General features: G+C 61.3%; 19 protein-coding genes. 6 read left to right on the plus strand and 13 right to left on the minus strand.

The window, feature by feature from the left end:
- The first annotated feature begins 2 nt into the window (after positions 1-2).
- The 3 genes from KUA23_RS10735 to KUA23_RS10745 all read left to right on the plus strand — a co-directional run bounded on the left by KUA23_RS10735 (position 3) and on the right by KUA23_RS10745 (position 3,315).
- Positions 3-845, plus strand: a complete 843-nt coding sequence (locus KUA23_RS10735) for a PhzF family phenazine biosynthesis protein (RefSeq protein WP_252993905.1) — start codon at positions 3-5, stop codon at positions 843-845.
- Between the two features lie 124 nt (positions 846-969).
- Positions 970-1,944 (plus strand): porphobilinogen synthase, encoded by a 975-nt coding sequence (gene hemB / locus KUA23_RS10740; protein WP_016977356.1) that lies wholly within the window; start codon positions 970-972, stop codon positions 1,942-1,944.
- A gap of 285 nt (positions 1,945-2,229) precedes the next feature.
- On the plus strand, positions 2,230-3,315 hold the full coding sequence (locus KUA23_RS10745) for a DUF1615 domain-containing protein (RefSeq protein WP_252993906.1): 1,086 nt from the start codon (positions 2,230-2,232) through the stop codon (positions 3,313-3,315).
- Positions 3,316-3,387: 72 nt separating this feature from the next.
- Here KUA23_RS10745 and KUA23_RS10750 read toward each other — a convergent pair whose 3' ends face one another.
- Complete coding sequence (locus KUA23_RS10750; protein WP_252993907.1) at positions 3,388-4,251, minus strand: DUF4349 domain-containing protein; 864 nt, start codon at positions 4,249-4,251, stop codon at positions 3,388-3,390.
- Between the two features lie 149 nt (positions 4,252-4,400).
- On the opposite strand from KUA23_RS10750, the gene KUA23_RS10755 reads away from it, so the two are divergent.
- On the plus strand, positions 4,401-4,859 hold the full coding sequence (locus tag KUA23_RS10755) for a PaaI family thioesterase (protein ID WP_252993908.1): 459 nt from the start codon (positions 4,401-4,403) through the stop codon (positions 4,857-4,859).
- Positions 4,860-5,040: 181 nt separating this feature from the next.
- Here the strand turns inward: KUA23_RS10755 and KUA23_RS10760 are convergent, their stop codons facing one another.
- From KUA23_RS10760 to KUA23_RS10770, 3 genes are read right to left on the minus strand one after another with little or no spacing between them, the layout of a single operon-like run.
- Positions 5,041-6,222 (minus strand): acetyl-CoA C-acetyltransferase, encoded by a 1,182-nt coding sequence (locus tag KUA23_RS10760; RefSeq protein WP_100491088.1) that lies wholly within the window; start codon positions 6,220-6,222, stop codon positions 5,041-5,043.
- A gap of 11 nt (positions 6,223-6,233) precedes the next feature.
- Entirely contained in the window at positions 6,234-6,893 is a 660-nt protein-coding gene (locus KUA23_RS10765; protein ID WP_078047819.1) for a CoA transferase subunit B, read from the minus strand.
- Positions 6,894-6,927: 34 nt separating this feature from the next.
- Positions 6,928-7,626, minus strand: coding sequence for a CoA transferase subunit A (locus KUA23_RS10770; protein WP_010211319.1), 699 nt, complete (start codon positions 7,624-7,626; stop codon positions 6,928-6,930).
- A 133-nt stretch (positions 7,627-7,759) separates the two neighbouring features.
- On the opposite strand from KUA23_RS10770, the gene KUA23_RS10775 reads away from it, so the two are divergent.
- Positions 7,760-8,665 (plus strand): LysR family transcriptional regulator, encoded by a 906-nt coding sequence (locus tag KUA23_RS10775; RefSeq protein WP_078047820.1) that lies wholly within the window; start codon positions 7,760-7,762, stop codon positions 8,663-8,665.
- Positions 8,666-8,726: 61 nt separating this feature from the next.
- On the opposite strand, the gene KUA23_RS10780 is transcribed toward KUA23_RS10775, so the two are convergent.
- The 6 genes from KUA23_RS10780 to KUA23_RS10805 all read right to left on the minus strand — a co-directional run bounded on the left by KUA23_RS10780 (position 8,727) and on the right by KUA23_RS10805 (position 16,544).
- Positions 8,727-9,056, minus strand: coding sequence for a hypothetical protein (locus tag KUA23_RS10780; RefSeq protein WP_016977362.1), 330 nt, complete (start codon positions 9,054-9,056; stop codon positions 8,727-8,729).
- A 547-nt stretch (positions 9,057-9,603) separates the two neighbouring features.
- Entirely contained in the window at positions 9,604-10,449 is an 846-nt protein-coding gene (locus KUA23_RS10785) for an NAD-dependent protein deacetylase (RefSeq protein WP_252993909.1), read from the minus strand.
- 8 nt (positions 10,450-10,457) lie between these two features.
- Entirely contained in the window at positions 10,458-10,898 is a 441-nt protein-coding gene (locus tag KUA23_RS10790) for a CBS domain-containing protein (RefSeq protein WP_078047822.1), read from the minus strand.
- A gap of 131 nt (positions 10,899-11,029) precedes the next feature.
- Positions 11,030-12,979 (minus strand): DNA topoisomerase III, encoded by a 1,950-nt coding sequence (locus KUA23_RS10795; protein ID WP_099492770.1) that lies wholly within the window; start codon positions 12,977-12,979, stop codon positions 11,030-11,032.
- A gap of 227 nt (positions 12,980-13,206) precedes the next feature.
- A complete protein-coding gene (locus tag KUA23_RS10800; RefSeq protein ID WP_252993910.1) occupies positions 13,207-14,832 on the minus strand; it encodes an MFS transporter in 1,626 nt (541 codons plus the stop codon).
- A gap of 65 nt (positions 14,833-14,897) precedes the next feature.
- Positions 14,898-16,544, minus strand: coding sequence for a GMC family oxidoreductase (locus tag KUA23_RS10805; protein ID WP_252993911.1), 1,647 nt, complete (start codon positions 16,542-16,544; stop codon positions 14,898-14,900).
- A 308-nt stretch (positions 16,545-16,852) separates the two neighbouring features.
- On the opposite strand from KUA23_RS10805, the gene KUA23_RS10810 reads away from it, so the two are divergent.
- A complete protein-coding gene (locus KUA23_RS10810; protein WP_028619605.1) occupies positions 16,853-17,743 on the plus strand; it encodes a LysR family transcriptional regulator in 891 nt (296 codons plus the stop codon).
- Positions 17,744-17,767: 24 nt separating this feature from the next.
- Here KUA23_RS10810 and KUA23_RS10815 read toward each other — a convergent pair whose 3' ends face one another.
- From KUA23_RS10815 to KUA23_RS10825, 3 genes are all read right to left on the minus strand, one after another.
- Positions 17,768-19,627 carry a DUF3857 domain-containing transglutaminase family protein gene (locus KUA23_RS10815; RefSeq protein ID WP_252993912.1) on the minus strand — a complete coding sequence of 620 codons (1,860 nt, stop codon included), beginning with the start codon at positions 19,625-19,627 and terminating at the stop codon, positions 17,768-17,770.
- Positions 19,628-19,774: 147 nt separating this feature from the next.
- Entirely contained in the window at positions 19,775-20,875 is a 1,101-nt protein-coding gene (locus KUA23_RS10820; protein WP_252993913.1) for a DNA alkylation repair protein, read from the minus strand.
- A gap of 17 nt (positions 20,876-20,892) precedes the next feature.
- Positions 20,893-22,239, minus strand: coding sequence for a glutamine synthetase family protein (locus KUA23_RS10825; RefSeq protein ID WP_252993914.1), 1,347 nt, complete (start codon positions 22,237-22,239; stop codon positions 20,893-20,895).
- Positions 22,240-22,242 lie beyond the last annotated feature (3 nt).

Below are 22,242 nucleotides of genomic sequence, written 5' to 3' on the forward strand. Positions count from 1 at the left end.
ACATGCCGACTTTCGATTTCAAGCAGCTCGACGTATTCAGCTGCGTGCCGCTCAAGGGCAACCCGCTGGCAGTGGTGTTCGGTGCCGACAGCCTGAGCGACCAGCAGATGGCGGATTTTGCCAACTGGACCAACCTCAGCGAAACCACGTTCTTGCTCACACCCCGCGATCCCAGGGCTGACTACCGGGTGCGCATTTTCACCACCTTGAAGGAATTGCCGTTCGCCGGGCACCCTACGCTGGGCAGTTGCCACGCGTGGCTGCAGGCAGGCGGTATCCCGAAAGGCGAGGAGATCATCCAGGAGTGCGAAATCGGCCTGGTGCGTATCCGCCGTCAAGGTGAGGAGCTGGCGTTTATCGCGCCACCGTTGATGCGCTCCGGCCCGGTGGAAGCCGCTGTGATAGAGCGCGTGCGCTTGGCGCTGGGGTTGGCGCCCGACGCGATTGTGCGCAGCCAGTGGGTGGATAACGGCGCGGGCTGGCTGGCAGTGATGCTGGCCGAGCGCAACCAAGTGCTGGACCTGCAGCCGGATTACGCGCAACTGCTCGGCCTGGCCGTGGGCGTGATCGCCCCTTGCGAACCCACCCGCGACGAGGTGGACACGCAATTTGAGGTGCGCGCCTTTATTGCAGGCGACGGTGCCCAGGAAGACCCGGCCACCGGCAGCTTGAACGCCGGGCTTGCGCAATGGTTGCTCGGCGAGGGCCTGGCGCCCGAGCGCTACGTGGTCAGCCAAGGCACGGCCATTGGGCGTGCGGGGCGGATTCACGTTGAGCGCCAGGGCGATGAAATCTGGGTCGGTGGTGCCGTGGCGGTGTGCATCGACGGGCGTGTACAGCTCTAGATCAATAAATTGTTACGGCCTGCGCAATACACTGTTGGCCCCTCGGCGTTTGTGCTGCGAGGGCCTGGGGGCATAAGCTTTCGCCCCACTATTTTCGTTTTCTGCCATTTTTTTCAGGATTGCCATGACCAGCCAGTTCCCCCAAGCCCGCCCACGCCGCCTGCGCCGCTCCCCGGAGCTACGGGGCTTGTTCCAGGAAAGCGAATTCACCCTCAACGACTTGGTGTTGCCGATCTTCGTCGAAGAAGAAATCGACGACTTCGTGCCGATCACCAGCATGCCGGGCGTGTTGCGCATCCCAGAGAAGAAACTGGCCGGCGAGATCGAGCGCTACGCCCGTGCCGGTATCAAGTCGGTGATGACCTTTGGCGTGTCCCACCACCTGGACGCCAGCGGCAGCGACACCTGGAAAGAACGCGGCCTGGTCTCGCGCATGTCCTCGATCATCAAGGACGCCGTGCCTGAGATGATCGTGATGTCCGACACCTGCTTCTGCGAATACACCGATCACGGCCACTGCGGCGTGATGCACGGTGCCCATGTCGACAACGACGCGACCCTGGTCAACCTCGGCAAGCAGGCCGTGGCGGCGGCCCGTGCCGGTGCCGACGTCATCGCCCCGTCGGCGGCGATGGACGGCCAGGTCCAGGCGATTCGCCGTGCCCTGGACGATGCCGGTTTCACCCATATCCCGATCATGGCGTATTCCACCAAGTTCGCCTCGGCCCTCTACGGCCCGTTCCGCGAAGCCGGTGGCAGCGCGCTCAAGGGCGACCGCAAAAGCTACCAGATGAACCCGATGAACCGCCGCGAAGCCGTGCGTGAATCGCTGCTGGACGAGCAGGAGGGCGCGGATGCACTGATGGTCAAGCCCGCCGGCGCCTACCTCGACATCATCCGCGACATCCGCGAAGCCTCGCGCCTGCCGGTGGCGGCGTATCAGGTGAGCGGCGAGTACGCGATGATCAAATTCGGCGCCCAGGCCGGCGCGATTGATGAAGACCGCGTGGTGCGCGAGACCTTGGGCTCGATCAAGCGCGCGGGTGCGGATTTGATCTTCACCTACTTCGCGATGGATTTGGCATTGGCCGGCATCTAAACGTGCCTCCACTGTAGGAGCTGGCTTGCCGGCGATAGCATCACCTCGGTGTTACTAAACACCGAGGTGCCTGTGCCGGCAAGCCAGCTCCTACGGTTTTGTGGGGTGTCAGCGCTGTGTGAACGTCAGGTTCAATTCCAACCCCGCAAAGGTTGTCGCAAAGCTGCGGCGCAACCAGTTCTGCGTTTTGCGGGTTACTGGCGAGCGCGCAAGGTGGGCGAACCCTGGTTAGACTTACCGGTCGATATCTGCAATGCCCCGGCCGTCGCCACCCAAGGAAGCTCCATGTACCCAAGCCGACTGATCCTGTGCCTTGCCACTTTACTGGTACTGGCCGGTTGCTCTACCACACGCAACCCGCAACAGCCGGAACGCAGCGAGGCCGAGGTGAAGGCGCAGATTGTGCGCCTGCTGCCGGCCAAGGTGCCGGACCGCAATGGCTGGGCCCAGGACATCTACACCGCCTTCGACACCCAGAAAATCTACCCCAGCACGGAAAATATCTGTGCCGTGCTGGCGGTCACCGAGCAGGAGTCCACCTACCAGGTCGACCCGCCTGTGCCGAACATGGGCAAGATCGCCCAGGACGAGATCCTGCGGCGCGCCGGGAAAATCCACGTACCGGCCTTTGTCGTGCGCAGCGCGCTGCAACTGCGCTCGCCCACCGGCAAGACCTACGCCGACCGCCTGAGCGCGGCGCGCACGGAGAAGGACCTGAGCGGCATCTTCGACGACTTCATCAGCATGGTGCCCCTGGGCAACACACTGTTTGGCGGGTTCAACCCGGTGCACACCGCCGGCCCGATGCAGGTGAGTATCGACTTTGCGCAGAAACAGGCACGGGGTTATCCCTATACGGTGGACGGCAGTATTCGCCGCGAGGTATTCACCCGGCGTGGCGGCATGTACTTCGGCATTGCGCATTTGCTCGGTTACCCGGTGAACTATGACCAGCCGCTGTACCGCTTTGCCGACTTCAATGCCGGTTGGTACGCCAGCCGCAATGCCGCGTTCCAGGCGGCTGTCAGCCGCGCCTCGGGCACCGAGTTGGCGCTGGATGGGGATTTGATTCGCTACGGTTCATTGCTCCCCGGCACCACCGAATTGGCAGTGCGTTCATTGGGCGGGAAGCTGGATATGCGCAACCCCAGCATCCGCAGTCAACTGGAGCAGGGCGAGCAACTGGATTTCGAGGACACCACCCTCTACAAGCGCGTGTTTGCCCTGGCCGACAAGGCCGCGGGCAAACCGATGCCACGGGCGATCCTGCCGGGCATCGTGCTCAAGAGCCCCAAGATCACTCGCAACCTCACCACGGCGTGGTTCGCCAAGCAGGTGGATGAGCGTTATCAGCGGTGCATGAAGCGCTGATCAGCTTTGTGGTGAGCGGGCTTGTCCCGCGCTGGGGTGCGTAGCAGCCCCAATCAAAGACACTGAGGACTTTCAGGTGTCACTCTGCGGCTCATTCTGGGGGGGCTTCGCACCCCAGCGCGGGGCAAGCCCGCTCACCACAGGGCGGCTCTTCACAACAAAGCGGCGCCACAGCCACACCCACAACCACACCACCGGAAACGCCAGGATCACGAACGGCAGTACATAGGCCGACCGCTCCAGGGCGTCGGCAGTGCCGTCCACCAGGTTGTCGCCCAAGCTGCTGAACATGCGGCTGAACCTCGACTGCTGGTTTGCACCATCGGAGGAGCGGAAGTTCAGGGTCACACGATTGGTATCGAGGCGGCGTTGCTGGCCGGCGGCAACCTGTGCCAGTTCCTGCAGCTCGTTTTCAATGCCCGCCTGTTCCTTGCTTAAGGCAATCAGGTCACTGACGGTGATGTCCTTGCGTTTGGCCAGTTCGTCGAGGCGTTGCTGCTGGGCTTGCAGACGGTCCTGGCGACGGCGCACATCGGCAACGGCATCGGCCAGGTCTTCGGCGGTGGTGATGCGCTGGCCGAGTTTGCCACCTTCAGCGGCCATCGTGACCATCGGCTCCACGCCGGTCGGCGCGATGCGCAGGATGATCTGGCCGCCGCTGTCGTTTTCGGTGATGCCGAGAATATTGCAGGCACCAAAACGCGCGGTTTCGCAGGCTTCGCGAGTGGCCTGCATGCGCGGTGAAAGCAAGGCGCCGGGAAGGGCCAGGCTCAGTTCGTGTTCGTAGGCCAATTGCGCGCCGGCACGGCTTTGTTCGCCGTTGATCACCCGTGCGGGCGAGTGGTCACTGGGCGAGCAGCCAACCAGGGCCAAGCCGGCCAGCAGTGTCAAAAGAGGGGCACGAAGTGCGAGGGATTTGCCGTCCGGGTGGCGCATTGCAGTTCCTTGAGGGAGTTGATGCGGCGATTAAAGCGGGTCTGGTGGATTAACGCAAAGCATCGCGGGGGATTTGCGCGGTAGATGGTAATGGCTGCTGCTTGCGGCCAGGCGTACATCTCAACCTTCACTCCAGGGAAGAATCCGCCATGATCACTCACGCCGTACCTGAAGGTTTTGTTTCATTGCCCCGCAGCAGTCCATTGCTGGATCTGCTCGGCCCGGCCTATTGCCGAGGGGAGGGCCTGCAACTGGAGATCGGCCTGCGTGCCGACAATCGCCACGCCAATGGACGCGGCACCGTGCATGGGGGCGTGTTGGCGACCCTGGCGGACATCGGCATGGGTTACGCGATGGCCTTTTCCAGCGAGCCGCCACTGCCGTTGATTACTGCGAGCATGACCTTGGATTACCTGGGGGCGGTGCAGGTCGGGGAGTGGATTGTAGTGCGGTTGGAGCATCACAAGCGGGGGCGGCAGATGGCGTTTGCCACGGTGAGCTTGCAGGTGGGGGAGAAGGTGGGGGAGAAGGTGGGGGAGAAGGTGGGGGAGAAGGTGGTGGCGCGGGCGAATGCGGTGTTTGCGGTGCCCCAATCCGACAGGCAATAAAGATCAAATGTGGGAGCGGGCTTGCTCGCGAAAGCGGTGAGTCAACCATGAATCTGGTGACTGACACACTGCGTTCGCGAGCAAGCCCGCTCCCACATTTGAACTGCGTTTTTCAGATAGAACCCATTAAGAAAAGGCCTGGTTTTCGTGGAACCAGGCCTTTTCCGTGTTGCTCTTTGAATCAGTTGCGTTCGAGGGCGAGGGCTACACCCTGGCCGCCACCGATGCACAGGGTCGCCAGGCCTTTCTTGGCATCGCGTTTGATCATTTCATGCAGCAGCGTCACCAGCACGCGGCAGCCTGAGGCACCAATCGGGTGGCCAATGGCGATGGCGCCGCCGTTGACGTTGACCTTATCGGCGTCCCATTCCAGCTCTTTGCCCACTGCCAGGGATTGCGCGGCGAAGGCTTCGTTGGCTTCGATCAGGTCCAGGTCGCCCAGGCTCCAACCGGCTTTGTCCAGGCACCGGCGGGTGGCCGAGACCGGGCCAATGCCCATGATGGCGGGGTCGACGCCGGCGTTGGCATAGCTGGCGATACGTGCCAGCACTGGCAAACCGAGGGTCTTGGCCTTGTCGGCACTCATCAGCAGCACCGCAGCGGCGCCGTCGTTGAGGCTGGAAGCGTTGCCGGCGGTGACGCTGCCGTCTTTCTTGAACGCCGGTTTGAGCTTGGCCAATGACTCGGCAGTGGTGCCGGCGCGAGGCTGTTCATCCACAGCGAAGGCCACAGGATCGCCTTTACGCTGGGGAATCAGGATCGGGGTGATCTCATCGACAAAGCGGCCTGCTTCAATAGCAGCAGCGGCTTTTTGCTGAGACGCCGCAGCGAACGCATCCTGGGCTTCACGGCTGATGCCGTACTTGTCCACCAGGTTCTCGGCGGTGATGCCCATGTGGTAATCGTTGAACGCATCCCACAGACCGTCGGTGATCATGCTGTCGACCATTTTGGCGTGGCCCATGCGCAAACCGGTGCGCGCGGCGGGCAGCACATACGGAGCCAGGCTCATGTTCTCCATGCCGCCGGCGATGATCACCTCGGCGTCACCGCAACGGATGGCCTGGGCGCCCAGGTGCAGGGCCTTGAGGCCCGAGCCGCAGACTTTGTTCAAGGTCAGGCTCGGCACAGCATGAGGCAGGCCGGCAAGGATCGAAGCCTGGCGCGCCGGGTTCTGGCCGCTGCCTGCGGTGAGCACTTGGCCGAGGATCACTTCATCCACTTCGGCGGGGTCCAGGCCGGTCTGTTCCAACAGGCGACGGATCACGGCGGCGCCCAGTTCCGGTGCCGGAATGTTCGCCAGCGAACCCTGGAAGCTGCCCACGGCGGTGCGGGTGGCAGCAACAATCACGACGTCTTGCATGGAATCTGTCCTCACTGGAAGTGCATTTCTGGAACGTGGTCCGGGACGATCAGTTTACCGGCGGTCTTGCTCACAATCTCTTCAACGCTGACGCCAGGTGCGCGTTCCTTGAGGACAAAAGCGCCATTTTCGATTTCCAGGTACGCCAGGTCGGTCAATACACGCTTGATGCAGTTGGCGCCGGTCAGCGGCAGGCTGCACTGGCTGAGCAGTTTGGACTCACCGTCCTTGGAGGCGTGGGTCATGATCACGATGATGTTTTCTGCACCGGCCACCAGGTCCATGGCGCCGCCCATGCCTTTGACCAGCTTGCCGGGGATCATCCAAGAGGCAATGTTGCCTTGCACGTCGACTTCGAATGCGCCGAGTACGGTGAGGTCGACGTGGCCACCACGGATCATCGCGAAGGACTCGGCGGAAGAGAAGATCGACGCACCGATACGTGCGGTCACGGTCTGCTTGCCGGCGTTGATCATGTCGGCATCAATTGTCTCTTCGGTCGGGAATGGTCCCATGCCAAGCAGGCCGTTTTCCGATTGCAGCATCACTTCCATGCCTTCGGGGATGTAGTTGGCCACCAGGGTCGGAATGCCGATGCCCAGGTTGACGTAGTAACCGTCCTGCATTTCGCGGGCGACGCGTTGAGCCATTTGTTCGCGGGTAAGAGCCATTTTATGAGTCCTTATTGTTCGGGCTGGGGGCGGATTATTTGCGCACGGTGCGCTGTTCGATGCGCTTCTCGAACGTGCCGCAGATGATCCGGTCGACGTAGATGCCAGGGGTGTGGATCTGCGCCGGGTCCAGCTCGCCCGGTTCGACGATTTCCTCGACTTCGACCACGGTGATCTTGCCGGCGGTGGCGGCCAGCGGGTTGAAGTTCTGGGCGGTGTGGCGGTAGATGACGTTGCCGAAGTGGTCGGCTTTCCAGCCTTTGACAATGGCGAAGTCGCCGGTAATGGATTCTTCCATCAGGTACGGGCGACCGTTGAATTCGCGGGTCTCCTTGCCTTCGGCGACTGGGGTGCCGACGCCGGTGGCGGTAAAGAAAGCCGGGATGCCGGCGCCGCCTGCGCGCATTTTTTCGGCCAGGGTGCCTTGGGGGGTCAGCACCACTTCGATTTCGCCGCTGAGCAACTGCTTCTCGAACAGCGCGTTTTCGCCGACGTAGGACGCGATCACCTTGCTGATCTGCTTCTCTTCGAGCAGCACGCCCAGGCCAAAGCCGTCGACGCCGCAGTTGTTGGATACCACGGTCAGGTCGCGGGTGCCTTTGCGCTTGATCTCGGCGATGAGGTTTTCCGGAATACCGCACAGGCCAAAGCCACCGGAAAGCACGGTCATGCCATCTTCCAGGCCTGCCAGCGCTTCTTCATAGGACGCCACGCGTTTATCGAAACCTGCCATATGCACCTCTTTTATTGTTTGTGGGCCAGCCAATGAACCGAGTGTTGCTCCGACGGATTGATTTGTTAAGTTGTTTTTTAAGGTTGATTGATTTAAAAAACAGCATAGTTGCCCAACCGTTTGGAGACGCGCCATGACAGTTAAACAGATGCGGGCGTTTCTCGCCGTGGCCCAAAGCCTGAGTTTTGCCGCCGCCTGTGAGCGCCTGCACCTTTCCCAGTCGGCGCTGAGCCTGACCATCAAGGGCCTGGAAGAAGGCCTGGGCGGGCGCCTGTTCAGCCGCAATACGCGCAATGTCGCGCTGACCCCTGAAGGTGAATCCCTGCTGCCCCTGGCTCGCCGGTTGATTGCCGATTGGGACAACGCCGAGGACGAACTGCGCCAGCGCTTCACCCTGCAGCGTGGGCGGGTCACGGTGGCGGCGATGCCCTCGTTTGCGGGCAACCTGTTGCCACCGATCCTGAAGATATTCCGCGCCCGGTACCCGCAGGTGAATGTCACGGTGCATGACTTGATCAACGAGCAAGTGCTGGAGATGGTGCGCGACCGGCAGGTGGAACTGGGCGTAGCGTTTGAGCCTGCTGAAGGTTCATCACTGGCGTTTACGCCGTTGTACCTCGATCGCTTCATCGCCGTGGTGCCGGGTGATTCGCCCTTGGCTGCCTGCGCCGAAATCGATTGGATAACCTTGCTGGAGCAGCCATTTATCACGTTGCAACGACCGTCGACAGTACGGGTGATGCTGGAAGAACACTTGGGCGCTTTACAGATGAAGTTACCGGTCGCCCTGGAAAGCCATCAGCTGGCGACAGTGGGCAAGATGGTCGCGAGTGGTTTGGGCGTCAGCGCGGTGCCGGCGTTGTGCGCACGCCAAATGGAGGAGGCGGGCGCCCATTGCATTACCTTGAGCGATCCGGTGATCGAACGGCCGATTGGTGTGCTGACCAAGCCAGGGCATGAACTCTCGGCAGCGGCGCAAGTATTGTTTGATATTTTCCGGGATGAAGCGGCAAAAGGGCGGTTTCCGGCATTGTTATAACTCAGGCATTAAAAAGCCCGCTTGAATGAACAAGCGGGCTTAAGTATTTAATGCTGTGTTATCAGCAGTATCTATCAATCACCTTAACATGCGATTGGCCCTTGAGGTTCTGCCATTCGGTATTAAGTGTGTGGAAGACTTGCTCGATAAAGTTGCGATCGGCCGCCGCTTTCTTGCCGACATAACCCTGGCCGCGGCGGTACATCTTCAGGCGCGCCGCCAGTTCGCGGTTATTGCGGTCGAACTCGGCTTCTTCGGTGTGGGGCGCCAGGCAGTCAATTTGGACTTCGCCCGATTTGCCAATCCACAGGATATGGTCGTCGAGTGTGTCTTTCTGCGCTGCGAACATCTCAGCCAATTCATCGATAGTTGGTTGGTTGTTCAGATTCATGTGTAAGCCCCTTGACCAGTTGGCGATCTATCAGTTGGTTCGTTAAAACATCTTTAGTTGTCTCCGGTTGCGAAAACCGGGCGTCAGCGACTGTCTGCCGAGTACGGGCAGGGTCTTGAACCTGATGCATGTAGTCTTGCTGATGAACTGCTACGCAATGCTTTCATAACGAAGACAAGCCGCATTTGAGCGCCTTGTACCGAGCCCTTCGGGCCGGTCAGCTTCATCAATCCGCCTTGTGGGCAGTGCACATCCGGAAAAAACAGCTCGGCGGTCAGACGAGCTTGTTCAAAACGCTTGTTGCCAACGCTCCCGATCCGGGAGACGTCTCGATAATGCAAGGACAAAAACGTTACGTCAACGGTTATGTAGTGATTATTTTTGCTCACTACATAAATTGCCGTGGGGACGGGAGAATGCGGGAAAACGTGACTTGGGCGTCATTTTCTGGAGGGGTGAGTCGTAGAACCGAGAGGATGAATTCAACACAAAACACTGTAGGAGTCGGCTTGCCGGCGATAACGGTTTTTGACCCGTGGTGAATGGGTTATTGCAAACGATCGGTCAACAGCGGCAACAGTCGCTCGCACGACGCCTCGATCTTCACTTGCAACAGCTCATCCCCGCGGGTCTTGCCCAGGTTGATGGCAATCACGGGCTTGCCCCGTTCGACCATGGCTTTGCACAGGCGAAACGCCGAATAAGCCATCAGCGATGAGCCCACCACCAGCAACCCCTCGGCATGCTCAACCGCGTTCATTGCCCAGGCGGCTGTCGCCGGCGCTACGTTCTCGCCAAAAAACACTACGTCGGGCTTCAAGCGCTCGCCATTGCAATGGGGGCAGCGGGGAACCTGAAAATGTTCTTCAAACGCAGGGTCGAGCAAGGTATCGCCATCCGGTGCCTGCACCGCATGCACCTGCGCCAGGTAGGGGTTGTCGATTTCCATCTGCCGCTGGATCACACCGCGCTCGCTGCGCAGTTGGCAGTCCAGGCACAGCACCCGGTGCAGGCTGCCGTGCAGTTCGATCACATCATGGCTGCCGGCCTGGTCATGCAGGGTGTCGACGTTTTGCGTGATCAGCCCGCTGATACGCCCACGTTGTTGCAACGTCGCCAGCGCCAGGTGCGCCGGGTTCGGTTGCGCGATGCGTACCCTCGGCCACCCCAGCATTGCCCGGGCCCAGTAACGGCGCCGTGCCTGCGGGGTGGCGAGGAATTCCTGGTACATCATTGGCGCCTTGCCACGACGCACGCCTTCACTGTCGCGGTAATCGGGAATGCCCGAGGATGTGCTGATCCCCGCACCGGTCAGCACCACGAAGCGCCGTCCGGCCATGGCCCGTTGCAGGGTGTCGAGGTGGTCTTCTTGATGTTCCAGCGTATCGAGCATGGGTTCCCCTATTCGCCGCGGATGTACTGCTCCAGTTGTTTGATCAGGTCTGCCTGGTCGGCAATGGCTTCTTTCACCAGGTCGCCGATGGACAGCAGGCCCAGCAGTTTGCCGTCTTCGACCACGGGCAGGTGGCGCAGGTGACTGTCGGTCATGATGTTCATGCACTCATCGACTTTTTTATGGGTGTCGACGGTGATGACTGGAGAGCTCATTACCTCATGGACCTTGGTGGTGACTGATGACAGCCCCTTGAGCATGATTTTGCGTGCGTAATCTCGTTCGCTGATGATGCCCACCACCACGCCATCCTGGACGACCGGCAAGGCCCCGACGTTTTTCTCCGACATCCGGACCAGTGCTTCAAACACGGTATGGTCGTGCTTGATGGTATGGACGTCCTGGTTTTTCTGGTCCTTGGCTTTGAGCACTTGTGCAACGGTTTTCATGGCGGCCACTCCGGTATTGTTGTTGGTGAGTCAGGGTCCCCTTACAGAATCCTAGACGGCCCACGCTGGGGCAAGGTCCAAAGCGGCGTTAAACCCGTCGAAAAACGTCATTCGCCGGATTTTTTCGCCGCTTACCCAGCATTTGTCGGCTTTTTAGCGCGCTTGGGGCTGGCTGCCGTTTTGCGTGGCGCGCTTTTACGTTTGTTTTTCCACGGCGTGGCACCTCGACCTGCCGGGCTGGCGGGGCCGGTGATGGTCATGCGCATGCCATTGCAGCGCGCCACTTGCTTGCTCATCCAGGCCGCCTGTTTGGCGACGAATTCTTCCAGGCTCATTTCGCCACTTTGCACCATGTCCAGGGCCTGCTCCCAGATTGCGGTGGTACCGGGGTCGGCGATGGCACGGGGCACCGCGTCGATCAGGCTGAATGCCGCCGGTGTGGCCGACAGTGCCTTGCCGTTCTTTACCAAGTAACCACGGTCCAGCAGGCCCTGGATAATGCCGGCGCGAGTGGCTTCGGTGCCGATGCCGGTGGTGTCCTTGAGCTTTTGCTTGAGCAGCGGGTCTTCCACCAGCTTGGCGACGTTCTTCATGGCCTTGATCAGGTCGCCTTCGGTAAAGGGCTTGGGCGGTTGGGTCCACAGGTCCTTGAGGTTGACCTTGGCCACCGCGTAGTCCTGGCCCTGCGCTAATGTCGGCAGCGCCTGGGGGGCGGGGGCTTCGCGCCCCTTGGCCGGCGCCAGGGCTTCGGGCAAGGCGCGTTTCCAGCCTGGCTCGATCACTACCTTGCCCACCGCGCGTAACGCTTGGCCTGCACACTCAAAATCTGCCTGGGTGCGATCGTATTCATGGTTGGGCAGGAATTGCGCCAGGTAGCGCGCACGAATCAGGGTGTAGACCGCACGATGCTTACCGGTGAGTTGCCCGACATCCTTGCCGGCGCCGGTAGGGATGATGCCGTGGTGGGCGCTGACCTTGGCATCGTTCCACGCCCGTGAGCGGCGTTGCGGGTCGATATGTGGCATCAGCTCGTTTACGGCTGCATCAGCGCGCCCCAGCGCAGCAAGAATCGTCGGCGCGTCACTGTGCTGGCTCAGTGGCAGGTAGCCGCAATCGCTGCGCGGGTAGGTGATGGCTTTGTGGGTTTCATACAGCGATTGGGCGATATCCAGGGTTTCCTGCGCGCCGAGCCCCAGTTTCTTCGAGCAGATTTCCTGCAGGGTGCCCAGGTCAAAGGGCAGGGGAGCGACTTCGCGCATGCGCTCGGTACGCAGTTTCACCAGCCGTGCGGTGGCGGCATTGGCCATGGCATCGGCTGCGTCTCGTGCCAGTTGCGGGTTGAGGCACCGGCCCTGGTCATCACAGGCATCCTCGGCCGCGCGCCACTGGGCGGTGAACGTCATGCGTTCGTGGCGCAAGTCGACATCGATCGCCCAGTACGCCACCGGCACAAAATCGGCAATGCTGCGGTCGCGGTCCACCACCAGGCGCAAGGTAGGCGTTTGCACCCGTCCCACGGGCAAGACGCCTTGGTAACCGGATTGGCGCCCCAACAAGGTAAACAAACGACTCATGTTCATGCCGATAAGCCAGTCGGCGCGGGAACGGCCCAGGGCCGAGTGATACAGGCTGAAGGTCTCGGCGCCGGGCTTGAGGGCCGCCAGGGCCTTGCGAATGGAGGCGTCGTCGAGGGCCGACAGCCACAGACGCTGGATCGGCCCGCGATAGCGGCAATGTTCCACCAGCTCGCGGGCGATCATCTCGCCTTCGCGATCGGCGTCGGTGGCGATCACCAATTCTTGGGCTTCTCCCAGCAAACGCTTGACCGCCTTGAACTGGCTGGCGGTCTTGGGCTTGACGCGCATCTTCCATTTTTCCGGGACGATGGGCAGGTCGGCCAGCACCCAGCGTTTGTACTTGGCGTCGTAGGCGTCGGGTGGGGCGGTTTCGAGCAGGTGGCCGATGCACCAGGTGACCGTGACCCCGTTGCCCAGCCAGCACCCGTCGCCACGGCGGCTGGCACCGAGCACGGCCGCGATATCTTTGGCCTGGGAGGGTTTTTCACAGAGGTACAGCCGCATGGTCATCACATCAGATCGGGTTGATGCCTTGCAGGATGCTCAGTTGGACGGCTTTGATCAACCATTATCTGTATGGATGTACAGCAATTTGTGTGGCGCCACAAAATGACTGTGGGAGCGGGCTCGCTCGCGAAGGCGGTGGGTCAGTCAACTCATCTGTGACTGATCCACCGCCTTCGCGGGCAAGCCCGCTCCCACAGGGGATCTCCAGTGTTCAGGAGACCGGGTCAGTTGTTATCGATATCCACGTGCCGTGTTTCTTTCAGGCAGAACATCCCCACGATCAGGCTTACCCCGGTCACTACCACCGGGTACCACAGGCCGTAGAAGATATCGCCGGTGTACACCACCAGGGCAAACGACACGGTCGGCAGGAACCCGCCAAACCAGCCGTTACCGATGTGGTAGGGCAGGGACATCGAGGTGTAGCGGATGCGCGTCGGGAACAGTTCGACCATCAGCGCCGCCAGCGGGCCGTAGCACATGGCGGCAATCAGGATCAGCGCCACGATCAGCACCACCACCATGGTCTTGTTGACCTGCGCCACATCCGCCGAAGACGGGTAGCCGGCCAGGGTCACGGCGCCACGCAGGGCTTTTTCGTCGAACCCGTCGATACGCACGTCGCCCACACTCACTTGCACCGGGCTGCCGGCCGGTGCGGAGGCGCTGCTGTAAGGCAGGCCTTGCTTGACCAGGAAGGTCTTGACCTTGTCGCACGGGCTGTCGAATTTGGCCTTGCCCACCGGGTCGAACTGGAAGGTGCAGGTCGCCGGGTCGGCCAATACGGTGATCGGGGCCTGGTGACTGGCTTGGTCCATCGCCGGGTTGGTGTAGTGCGCCAGGCTCTTGAAGATCGGGAAGTACAGCGCGGTCGCCAGCAGCAGGCCGAGCATCAGCACCGGCTTGCGGCCCACCTTGTCCGACAGCCAGCCGAAGAAGATGAAGAACGGCGCGCCAATGACCACGCTGATGATCAGCAGCATGTTGGCGAGGGCCGGGTCCATTTTCAGGAACTGGGTGAGGAAGAACAGCACATAGAACTGCGCCGCGTAGAAGGTCACCGCCTGGCCGCCGTTGATGCTGAACAGGGCGATCAGCACGATCTTGAGGTTTTCCCATTTACCAAACGAATCGCGGATCGGCGACTTGCTGGACTTGCCTTCCTCTTTCATTTTCAGGAACGCCGGCGACTCATGCAGGCTCATGCGAATCCAGGTGGAAATACCCAGCAGCACGATGGAGAACAGGAACGGAATGCGCCAGCCCCAGACTTCGAACTGGTCACCGGTGAAGTAACGGCAGGCCAGCACCACCAGCAACGACAGCAGCAGGCCGAGGGTCGCGGTGGACTGAATCCAACTGGTGTGGAACCCACGCTTGCCCGCTGGCGCATGCTCCGCCACATAGGTGGCCGCGCCGCCGTATTCACCGCCCAGCGCCAGGCCTTGCAGCATGCGCAGCACGATCAGGATGATCGGCGCGGCAATGCCGATGCTGGCGTAGGTCGGCAACAGCCCGACACAGAAAGTCGCCACGCCCATCAAGATGATAGTGACGAGGAAGGTGTATTTGCGCCCGATCATGTCGCCCAGCCGGCCAAACACCAGCGCGCCGAACGGCCGCACTACAAAGCCGGCCGCAAAGGCCATCAAGGCAAAGATGAACGCCGTGGTGTCGTTGACCCCGGCAAAGAACTGCTTGCTGATCACCGCCGCCAGGGCGCCGTAGAGGAAAAAGTCATACCACTCGAACACCGTCCCCAGGGACGAGGCGAAGATGACCTTCTTTGAGTCGTTGCGGGTGATGACGGTGTTGACCGCCGAACCCAGGGGTTGAGCATGTTCTGACATCGGGTAGCCCTCACAGTGATTATTTATTGTTGTTCCACTGTCGGCGCCAGGTCTGGCGCCGCTATTCAGATTGCATGAACCAGTTCTTTCTCCGGGGCGAGACTCCTTGTATTCGGCGAAAGGATCAGCTGCGCGGCCTTCTCCGCGATCATCAGCGTAGGTGAACAGGTGTTGCCGGACGTGATGCGCGGCATGACAGAGGCATCGGCAATGCGCAAGCCAGGCACGCCATGCACCCGCAGTTGCGCATCCACCACCGCGTCTTTATCGCTGCCCATGCGGCATGTGCCAACCGGATGAAAGATAGTAGTACCGATACGCGCGGCGGCTTCATGCAATTCGTCTTCGGTTTGCAGCGAATCGCCTGGCAGGTATTCCACTGGCTTGAACTGGCTCAGCGCCGGGGCGGCGACGATACGGCGTGTCAGGCGGATCGCATCAGCGGCCACCCGCAAATCTTCCGGATGGCTGAGGTAATTGGGGCGGATCAGCGGTGCATCCGCCGGGTTGGCCGAGCGAATGTCGATGCGTCCGCGACTTTGCGGGCGCAAGTCGCAGACCGATGCGGTAAACGCCGGGAATGCGTGCAGCGGTTCGCCGAAACGCTCAAGTGACAGCGGCTGCACGTGGTATTCGAGGTTGGCCGAGGTCTGTTCCGGACCCGAGCGGGCAAATGCGCCGAGCTGGCTGGGCGCCATCGACAATGGGCCGCTGCGGTCATACAGGTAGCGCAGGCCCATGCCCATCTTGCCCCATAGCGTGCCGGCGATCTGGTTGAGGGTGCGGGCGTTTTCCAGTTTGTAGATCAGCCGCAGTTGCAGGTGGTCCTGCAAGTTGCCACCAACGCCCGGCAGTTCATGCAGTACGTCGATGCCCAAGGGTTTGAGCACACTGGACGGACCGATTCCCGAACGCTGCAAGATGCCTGGCGACCCCACGGAGCCGGCGCACAGGACGATCTCCTTGCGTGCCTTCCAACTCAGTTGCTGGCCCTGCTGGCGTCCGATTACCTGGGAGGCGCGGCCGTTTTCCAGCAGTACGCGGTCGACCTCCACTTCGGTCAATACTGTCAGGTTGGGGCGTTGACGGACCGGCTTGAGGAACGCCTTGGCCGCATTCCAGCGCACCCCGGCCTTCTGGTTGACCTGGAAGTAGCCGCAGCCTTCGTTGTCGCCCTGGTTGAAGTCATTGATGTTGGCAATACCACTTTGCGCCGCCGCATCACGGAAAGCATCGAGGATCGGCCAGTGCAGGCGCTGCTGTTCGACGCGCCATTCACCGCCATCGCTGTGGAATTCCGAGCCGCCGGCAAAATGGTTTTCGCTCTGCTTGAACAGCGGCAGCACGTCTTTCCAGGCCCAACCCGCGTTGCCTTCTGCGGCCCAGCCGTCGTAATCCTGGGCCTGGCCGCGCATGTAGATCATGCCGTTGATGGAGGAGCAGCCGCCCAGCACCTTGCCCCGTGGGTAACTCAGCGCACGGCCTTGCAGGCCTTCCTGGGCTTCGGTCTTGAAGCACCAGTCGGTGCGCGGGTTGCCGATGCAGAACAGGTAGCCGACGGGAATGTGGATCCAGGGGTAGTTGTCACGGCCGCCGGCTTCAAGCAGCAGCACGCGATGGGCAGGGTTGGCGGACAGTCGATTGGCCAGCAGGCAGCCTGCGGGGCCGGCACCTACGACGATGTAATCGAATTCAGCAGTAGCAATGGGCATCTGAGGCCTCGCTTGTTTTTCTTATTGGCTCCATCCTAGTTGTTAGTTTTCGTCTTAAAAATGTTAGTTTTTACCCAGCTGCTGTGCGTTTTTAAACAGCATGACCCTTGGGGCTTTGCTCAATGTAGTGAGCGAGCTTGCTCGCGCTGGGGCGCGAAGCGGCCCCTTCTGCATGCAAACGCGGTTTTTCAGATGCAACGAGGCTTCCGGTTTTGGGGCTGCTGCGCAGCCCAGCGCGAGCAAGCTCGCTCACCACAGGTACCGGGTACAGCTTTAGACAGTATTTATGTCCAAGTTAGGGAGGCGTCATGTTCGACTGGAACGACCTGCGGTATTTTCTGGAGCTGCAGCGCAGCGGCCGCTTGCTCACCGCCGCGCAACGTCTGAAAACCACGCATGCCACCGTGGCCCGGCATATCGAGGCGATCGAGAAAAGCCTCGGCACCGCGCTGTTCGTGCAGCATGCCCAGGGCTACGAACTGACGCCGGCCGGCGAAGCGCTGCTCAAGCACGCCGAAGCCATGGAAAACGTCGCGCTGTTGGCCGAAGACGAACTGACCCACTCCGCCGCGCCCTTGGGCAAGATCCGCCTCGGCGTGGCCGAAGGCTTGGGCGTGATGTTCCTGGCCAGTCGTATGGGTGGGCTATTTGATCGCTACCCCGGGTTGGAAGTGGAATTGGTGGCGGTGCCACGCTTTGTCAGCATTCTCAACCGCGAAGCGGAGATCAGCATCCACCTCGAACGCCCCAGCGTCGATCAACTGGTCACCCGCAAACTCACCGACTACCGCCTGGCCCTCTACGCCAGCCGTGCCTATCTGGACCGCAACCCACCGATCGAAAAGCGCGAAGACCTCGCCGCGCACGCGTGGATCGATTACGTGGACGACTTGCTGTTCAGCCAGGAACTCAAATTCCTCAGCAGCTTCTGCCGCAACCCCAAGGTGGTGTTCCACAGCACCAGCGTGATTGCCCAGCACCAAGCCGCGCGCTCCGGGTTGGGGATCGCGGTGTTGCCGTGCTTCATGGCGGCCGGCGACCCGGAACTGGTGCCGTTGCTGCCGGGGGAGGGGATCCAGCGCAGTTACTGGATCAGCTCGCGCAGGGAGTTGCACAAATCGGTGCGGCTGCGAGTGTTGTGGGATTACGTGGTGGAGTTGTGTGCGCGGGAGCAGGGGTTGTTGTTGGGCGAGGCCTGATGCCAGGCCTGCCCAACAGAGGGGTTAGAGTTTCACCACCTGATGCACCTGCTCCGCGCAAGCCCGTGCATCCTCAATCATTTTCCCGAACGCCTTACTGACAATCTCATCACGGCTCAACCAACGCACCTTCTGGCTCAGGCGATAGTGATAACGCAGCCCGCCATTCTCCTGCGAACCCTGCAGGTCCAAGTCATACCAAGGCGAACGTACCTGGCAACCCGGGATGGTTTTTTCCATCCGCCCGCCGCTCAGGGTGATGCTGTAGTCATGGGTTTGCGGGTTGCCCAGATCAAGCTCGGCCTGCTGCCCTTGGCGGCGGTAGTTGATAAAACCATCCCAACGACCCTTGAGCGATTCATCGCTATATACGTAGTCATTCGCCAGCTTTTCCAGCGCACGCTGATCATTCATTTTGGCCGTGACGGTATAGCCGTCATGCACCACAAAGCCGGTGGCCGGGCGAGTGATCTGGCAGTCGCTGATCTCGTTGCCGAAGTTGGCGCAGATGTCCTGGTCGGTGGCGGTGCTGCCTTGCTGGCGGTCGGCGACGCTCAGTTGCATCAGCGGCAGGCGATTGAAGGTGATCGTGGCCTGGGTCGCGCCATTGCCTTGTTTGTCGTAGTGCACCTGTTTGTCCAGGCGCAGGGTGGTTTCGGGGCGTTCCAGCGGGATATGTTCCTCGCGCACCTGACCCTGGGCGTCGTTGACCAGCACCCAGCGGTCCTGGATATCGGGCATGACCTGGCCGGGGGCGAACACCGGGTTGGTCGGGTCGAGCCACCACACCTGGCCGTCCACTTCGGCGCGCACGATGGCGTGGTTCGGCGCCTCGGTGCCGGGGATCAGTAGCGACTCGACCACATCGCCCCGGCTGACCCAGGCGGTCTCGGCCTTGATGCCAGTGGCCTTGAGCAAGGCGGTCAGCAGGATTGCCAGGTCCTTGCAGTCGCCATAACCGTGTTGTTCGATTTCAGCGAGGTTGAAGGGCACGTAGCCGCGCTCTGTCGCCCGCCAATCACCCAGGTAGCGATAGTGATCGTTGATGTGCTGCATCAATGCCGCGACCTGTTCGGCCGGCGCCAAACCGCGCACGGCAACCACGGCAGCAGCACCTTGTGGGGGCAGGTTGGCACCGAGGATCTGGTTGTAGCGCTGCGCGAACGCCCCGAAGTACGCCTGGCGCTCCAGAGCACTGCCTACCTCGATACGCGGGATGCGCAGCAACGCGGCGTTGGGGGCTTCGTTGATGTAGTTGAGGTAGGTCGGGGCCTTTTGCACCACGTCCAGGGTCTTGCCATTCTGCGACGGCGTTACGCTGAAACCCTCGAACAGTTCGCTGCGCCAGTGGATGGGGCGCTCGGCAGTAAAGCGCGCCTTGAACCGGTCGCGCCGCGCCGGGCTGGCGCCGAATTTGAGCACGTAGTGAAACTGGGTCATCAAGGGTTTGGCGGCGTGGTGCTCGCGTACGGTGTAGCGAATCTGCGTGCCGACGCGCAGGTTGGGGAAGGCCAGCGAGGTCTGTTTGTCGCGGCTGAAGCCCTGGTCCGGATTGGGCGCGGTGCGGGTGTCGATCTGCGTAGCATCCAGCGCCACTGGCTTGGCGCCGGGCTGGGTGGACTGCGCGCTGATCACTTCAAAGGTGTCGCCTTCGGAATAATCGAAGTCGATGCGCGAGAGCATTTCGCGGCCGCTCGGTTTGAGGATCGTATAGCGGTAGGTGGTGGTGCAGTCGGTACTGGCGTCGCGGTTGAAGTGGCAGTGCAGCTCGGTGTCGCTGGCCAGTGGTGCTTCGGCCAGGGGTTGCAGCGCGGCAAATACGCCAGGAGCAACAAGCCCCAGGCTGATGGCAATCAGGGGGCGGTGAAACGAAAAACGGTACATGGGCGCCTCGGGTGACACATTGAAACAGCTACCCGGTGGGTAGCGAGAAGGCGCTGGATGATAATGGATCGCAACTGGGAAAGCCAGGATTGTTCGACAATTTATATGGCTGAAAGGCCCGTCCTAGAGCCTTTTCTTTGATTTGTGTCAGTCGTTTCGCAGTTCGAAGTCGGCGCTGGCAAGCCTCTCGCCGTTGATCAACACATGGACGACATGCTTGCCGGGGTAATGCTTACGCGTGGTCAACTCGCGGATATGTTGCTCACGTCGGATGCTGTGAAGTTCGCCAGCGCCGAGGGTAAACGCCTTGAGTTTGAACACCTTTGCGGCACTGTGACCGGCGCTTTTCACGTAGTCGATGGCGTAGTCCACCACCAGTTTCTGTGGGGTAGTGGCGGTGGACTCCAGGCTGAACGACAGGTTGATGCGGTCGCCCAGGTTGATCACCGACGGCGTGACCTGTAGGTGGTGGATCTTCACCTCGGCCTTGGCGCCCGCACCCATGATCGTCAGCGCGCGTGTATTGCCTTGCTTGATCAGGCTGCGCAGGGCTTGGCGGGCGATCCAGGCGGTGTGAGGGTTCTCCAGGTTCCAGCCTTCGATCAGGCTGAGCACCCAGTCCGGGTGGTCCTTGGTGATGTCGTTGAGGTGGTTGGCCACGGACTTGCGTACGTAGAGGCTGTTGTCGGCCTTGAGGTTGTCGAGGATCGACGCACACAGCTCGGGGTTGGCCTGCACGTCGGCCAGGCGGAATGACCAGGGCAAGCGCGGCCGCGAGCCTTCGCTGGCGAGGCGACGCACGTGTTCGTTGTCATCCAGCGACCAGGCTTGCATCACCGCCAGCGTGCGCGGGAAGTCGTGCAGCAGAAAGTGGCGGATGGCGAATTCGGAGGAACCAAAGGTGGTGAAGTATTTAAGAGCAGCCATGGAGCGCTTGAAGTCGTGCAACCCGTAACTTGCCACGAAATGCGGCAGGAACAGGCTGACGAACGCGCTGTTCAAGCGTGGGGCCAACGCGTAAAGCACCTTTAGGGTTTGCGGGTAATCCAGCGGGATCACCGCATGCAGGCTCTCGCTGACCCGCGCCATGCGCTGCATCACCGACAACTCGGCCAACCCGGCCTTGGCGTGCTTGAGGAAGCCCTTGGCGTCGAACGCCGGGTACACCGCCGTCATCTCGGTGGCGATATGGTGCAGGCGTTCGACATTGAAGATTTCCTTCAGCGCCGGGGCAGCTTGTTCGGTCATCGATAATTCCTGGGCGGTTAAAGAAACCAGCGGTATTCCCGCGCATTGATCTCTTGTTGAAAGGCCAGGTGATCCTGGCGCTTGTTCTCGCAATACACGTCGACAAATTCAGCCCCCAGCTTATCGCGCAATACCGCGTGATGCTGCATGGCACGTACGGCGTCGAGCATTTCCAGGGGGAAGTCGGTGCCGCTGCTGCGGTCCTCGTTCAGCGGGGCGATGGGTTCGCGCTTGGCTTCCAGGCCATGCTCCAGGCCGACCAGGATCGCGGCCAGCACCAGGTAGGGGTTGGCATCGGCACTGGCCAGGCGATGCTCGATGCGCAGGTTGCGCGGGTCGGACTCGGGAATGCGCACGCACGCGTCGCGGTCTTCGAAGCCCCAGCTGGCGCGGGTGGCGGCATTCACCGTACCGCCCAGGCGGCGGAAGGCGTTGTGGTTGGGCGAGAAGATCGGCATGCAATGGGGCAACAATTCCAGGCAGCCGGCCACAGCGTGCCGCAGTGGGTGCTGCTGGTGCGCCGCCAGCAGGTTATTGCCCGCGCCGTCATACAGGCTCACATGCACATGCATGCCGCTGCCAGGGAATTGCAGGTAAGGCTTGGCCATGAAGCTGGCGCGGTAACCGTGCTTGAGCGCCACGCCACGGGTGCTGCGGCAGAACAGGGCGGCCCAGTCGGCGGCGCGCATGCCGTCGTCGAGGTGGCCGAAGTTGATCTCGAACTGGCCTGGGCCGATTTCGGCGGTGATCACCGTGATATCGATGCCTTGATCCTTGGCGGTTTGCGCCATGTCGTCCAGCACATCGCCGAAGCGCGACAGCCGTTCGATATGCAGGTTGGGCTGGTCATCGGCGTCATCGCTCAACGGGTCGCGGGCGAATTGCGGCAGGCCGTTGTCGAGTTTTTTGTCGAACAGGTAGAACTCCAGCTCAAACGCCACCACCGGGTGAATGCCCTTGTGCTGCAGGCGCTCCAGCACTTTGGCCAGGACTTCGCGGGGTTCGAACTCGATGGGGGCTTCGGTGCCGTCCGAAGTGATCAGCATCTGGCTCAAAGGCTGCGATTCCCAATTCACCGGCTTGAGCGTGCCCGGTACCAGGCGCCGGTTGGCGTCCGGGTCGCCGTCGTTGAAGCAGTAGTCGCCAATCTTGAACAACCCGCCCTGAGCCCCCAGCAGCACGGCATTCTGCGGCAGCTTCAAGGGGCTGCCGGCGGCGACTTTTTCCAGCATCTCGATGGGGTAGCGCTTGCCGTAGAAGTGCCCGGGAATGTCCAGGGCGATCAGGTCGACATAACGCACGTCGGGATGGTTCTGGCGAAAGGTCCGTACTTCGGCCAGTAACGTGGAGGCATGGCTTTTCACGGG

The organism is Pseudomonas pergaminensis, assembly GCF_024112395.2.
GTDB lineage: Bacteria > Pseudomonadota > Gammaproteobacteria > Pseudomonadales > Pseudomonadaceae > Aquipseudomonas > Aquipseudomonas pergaminensis.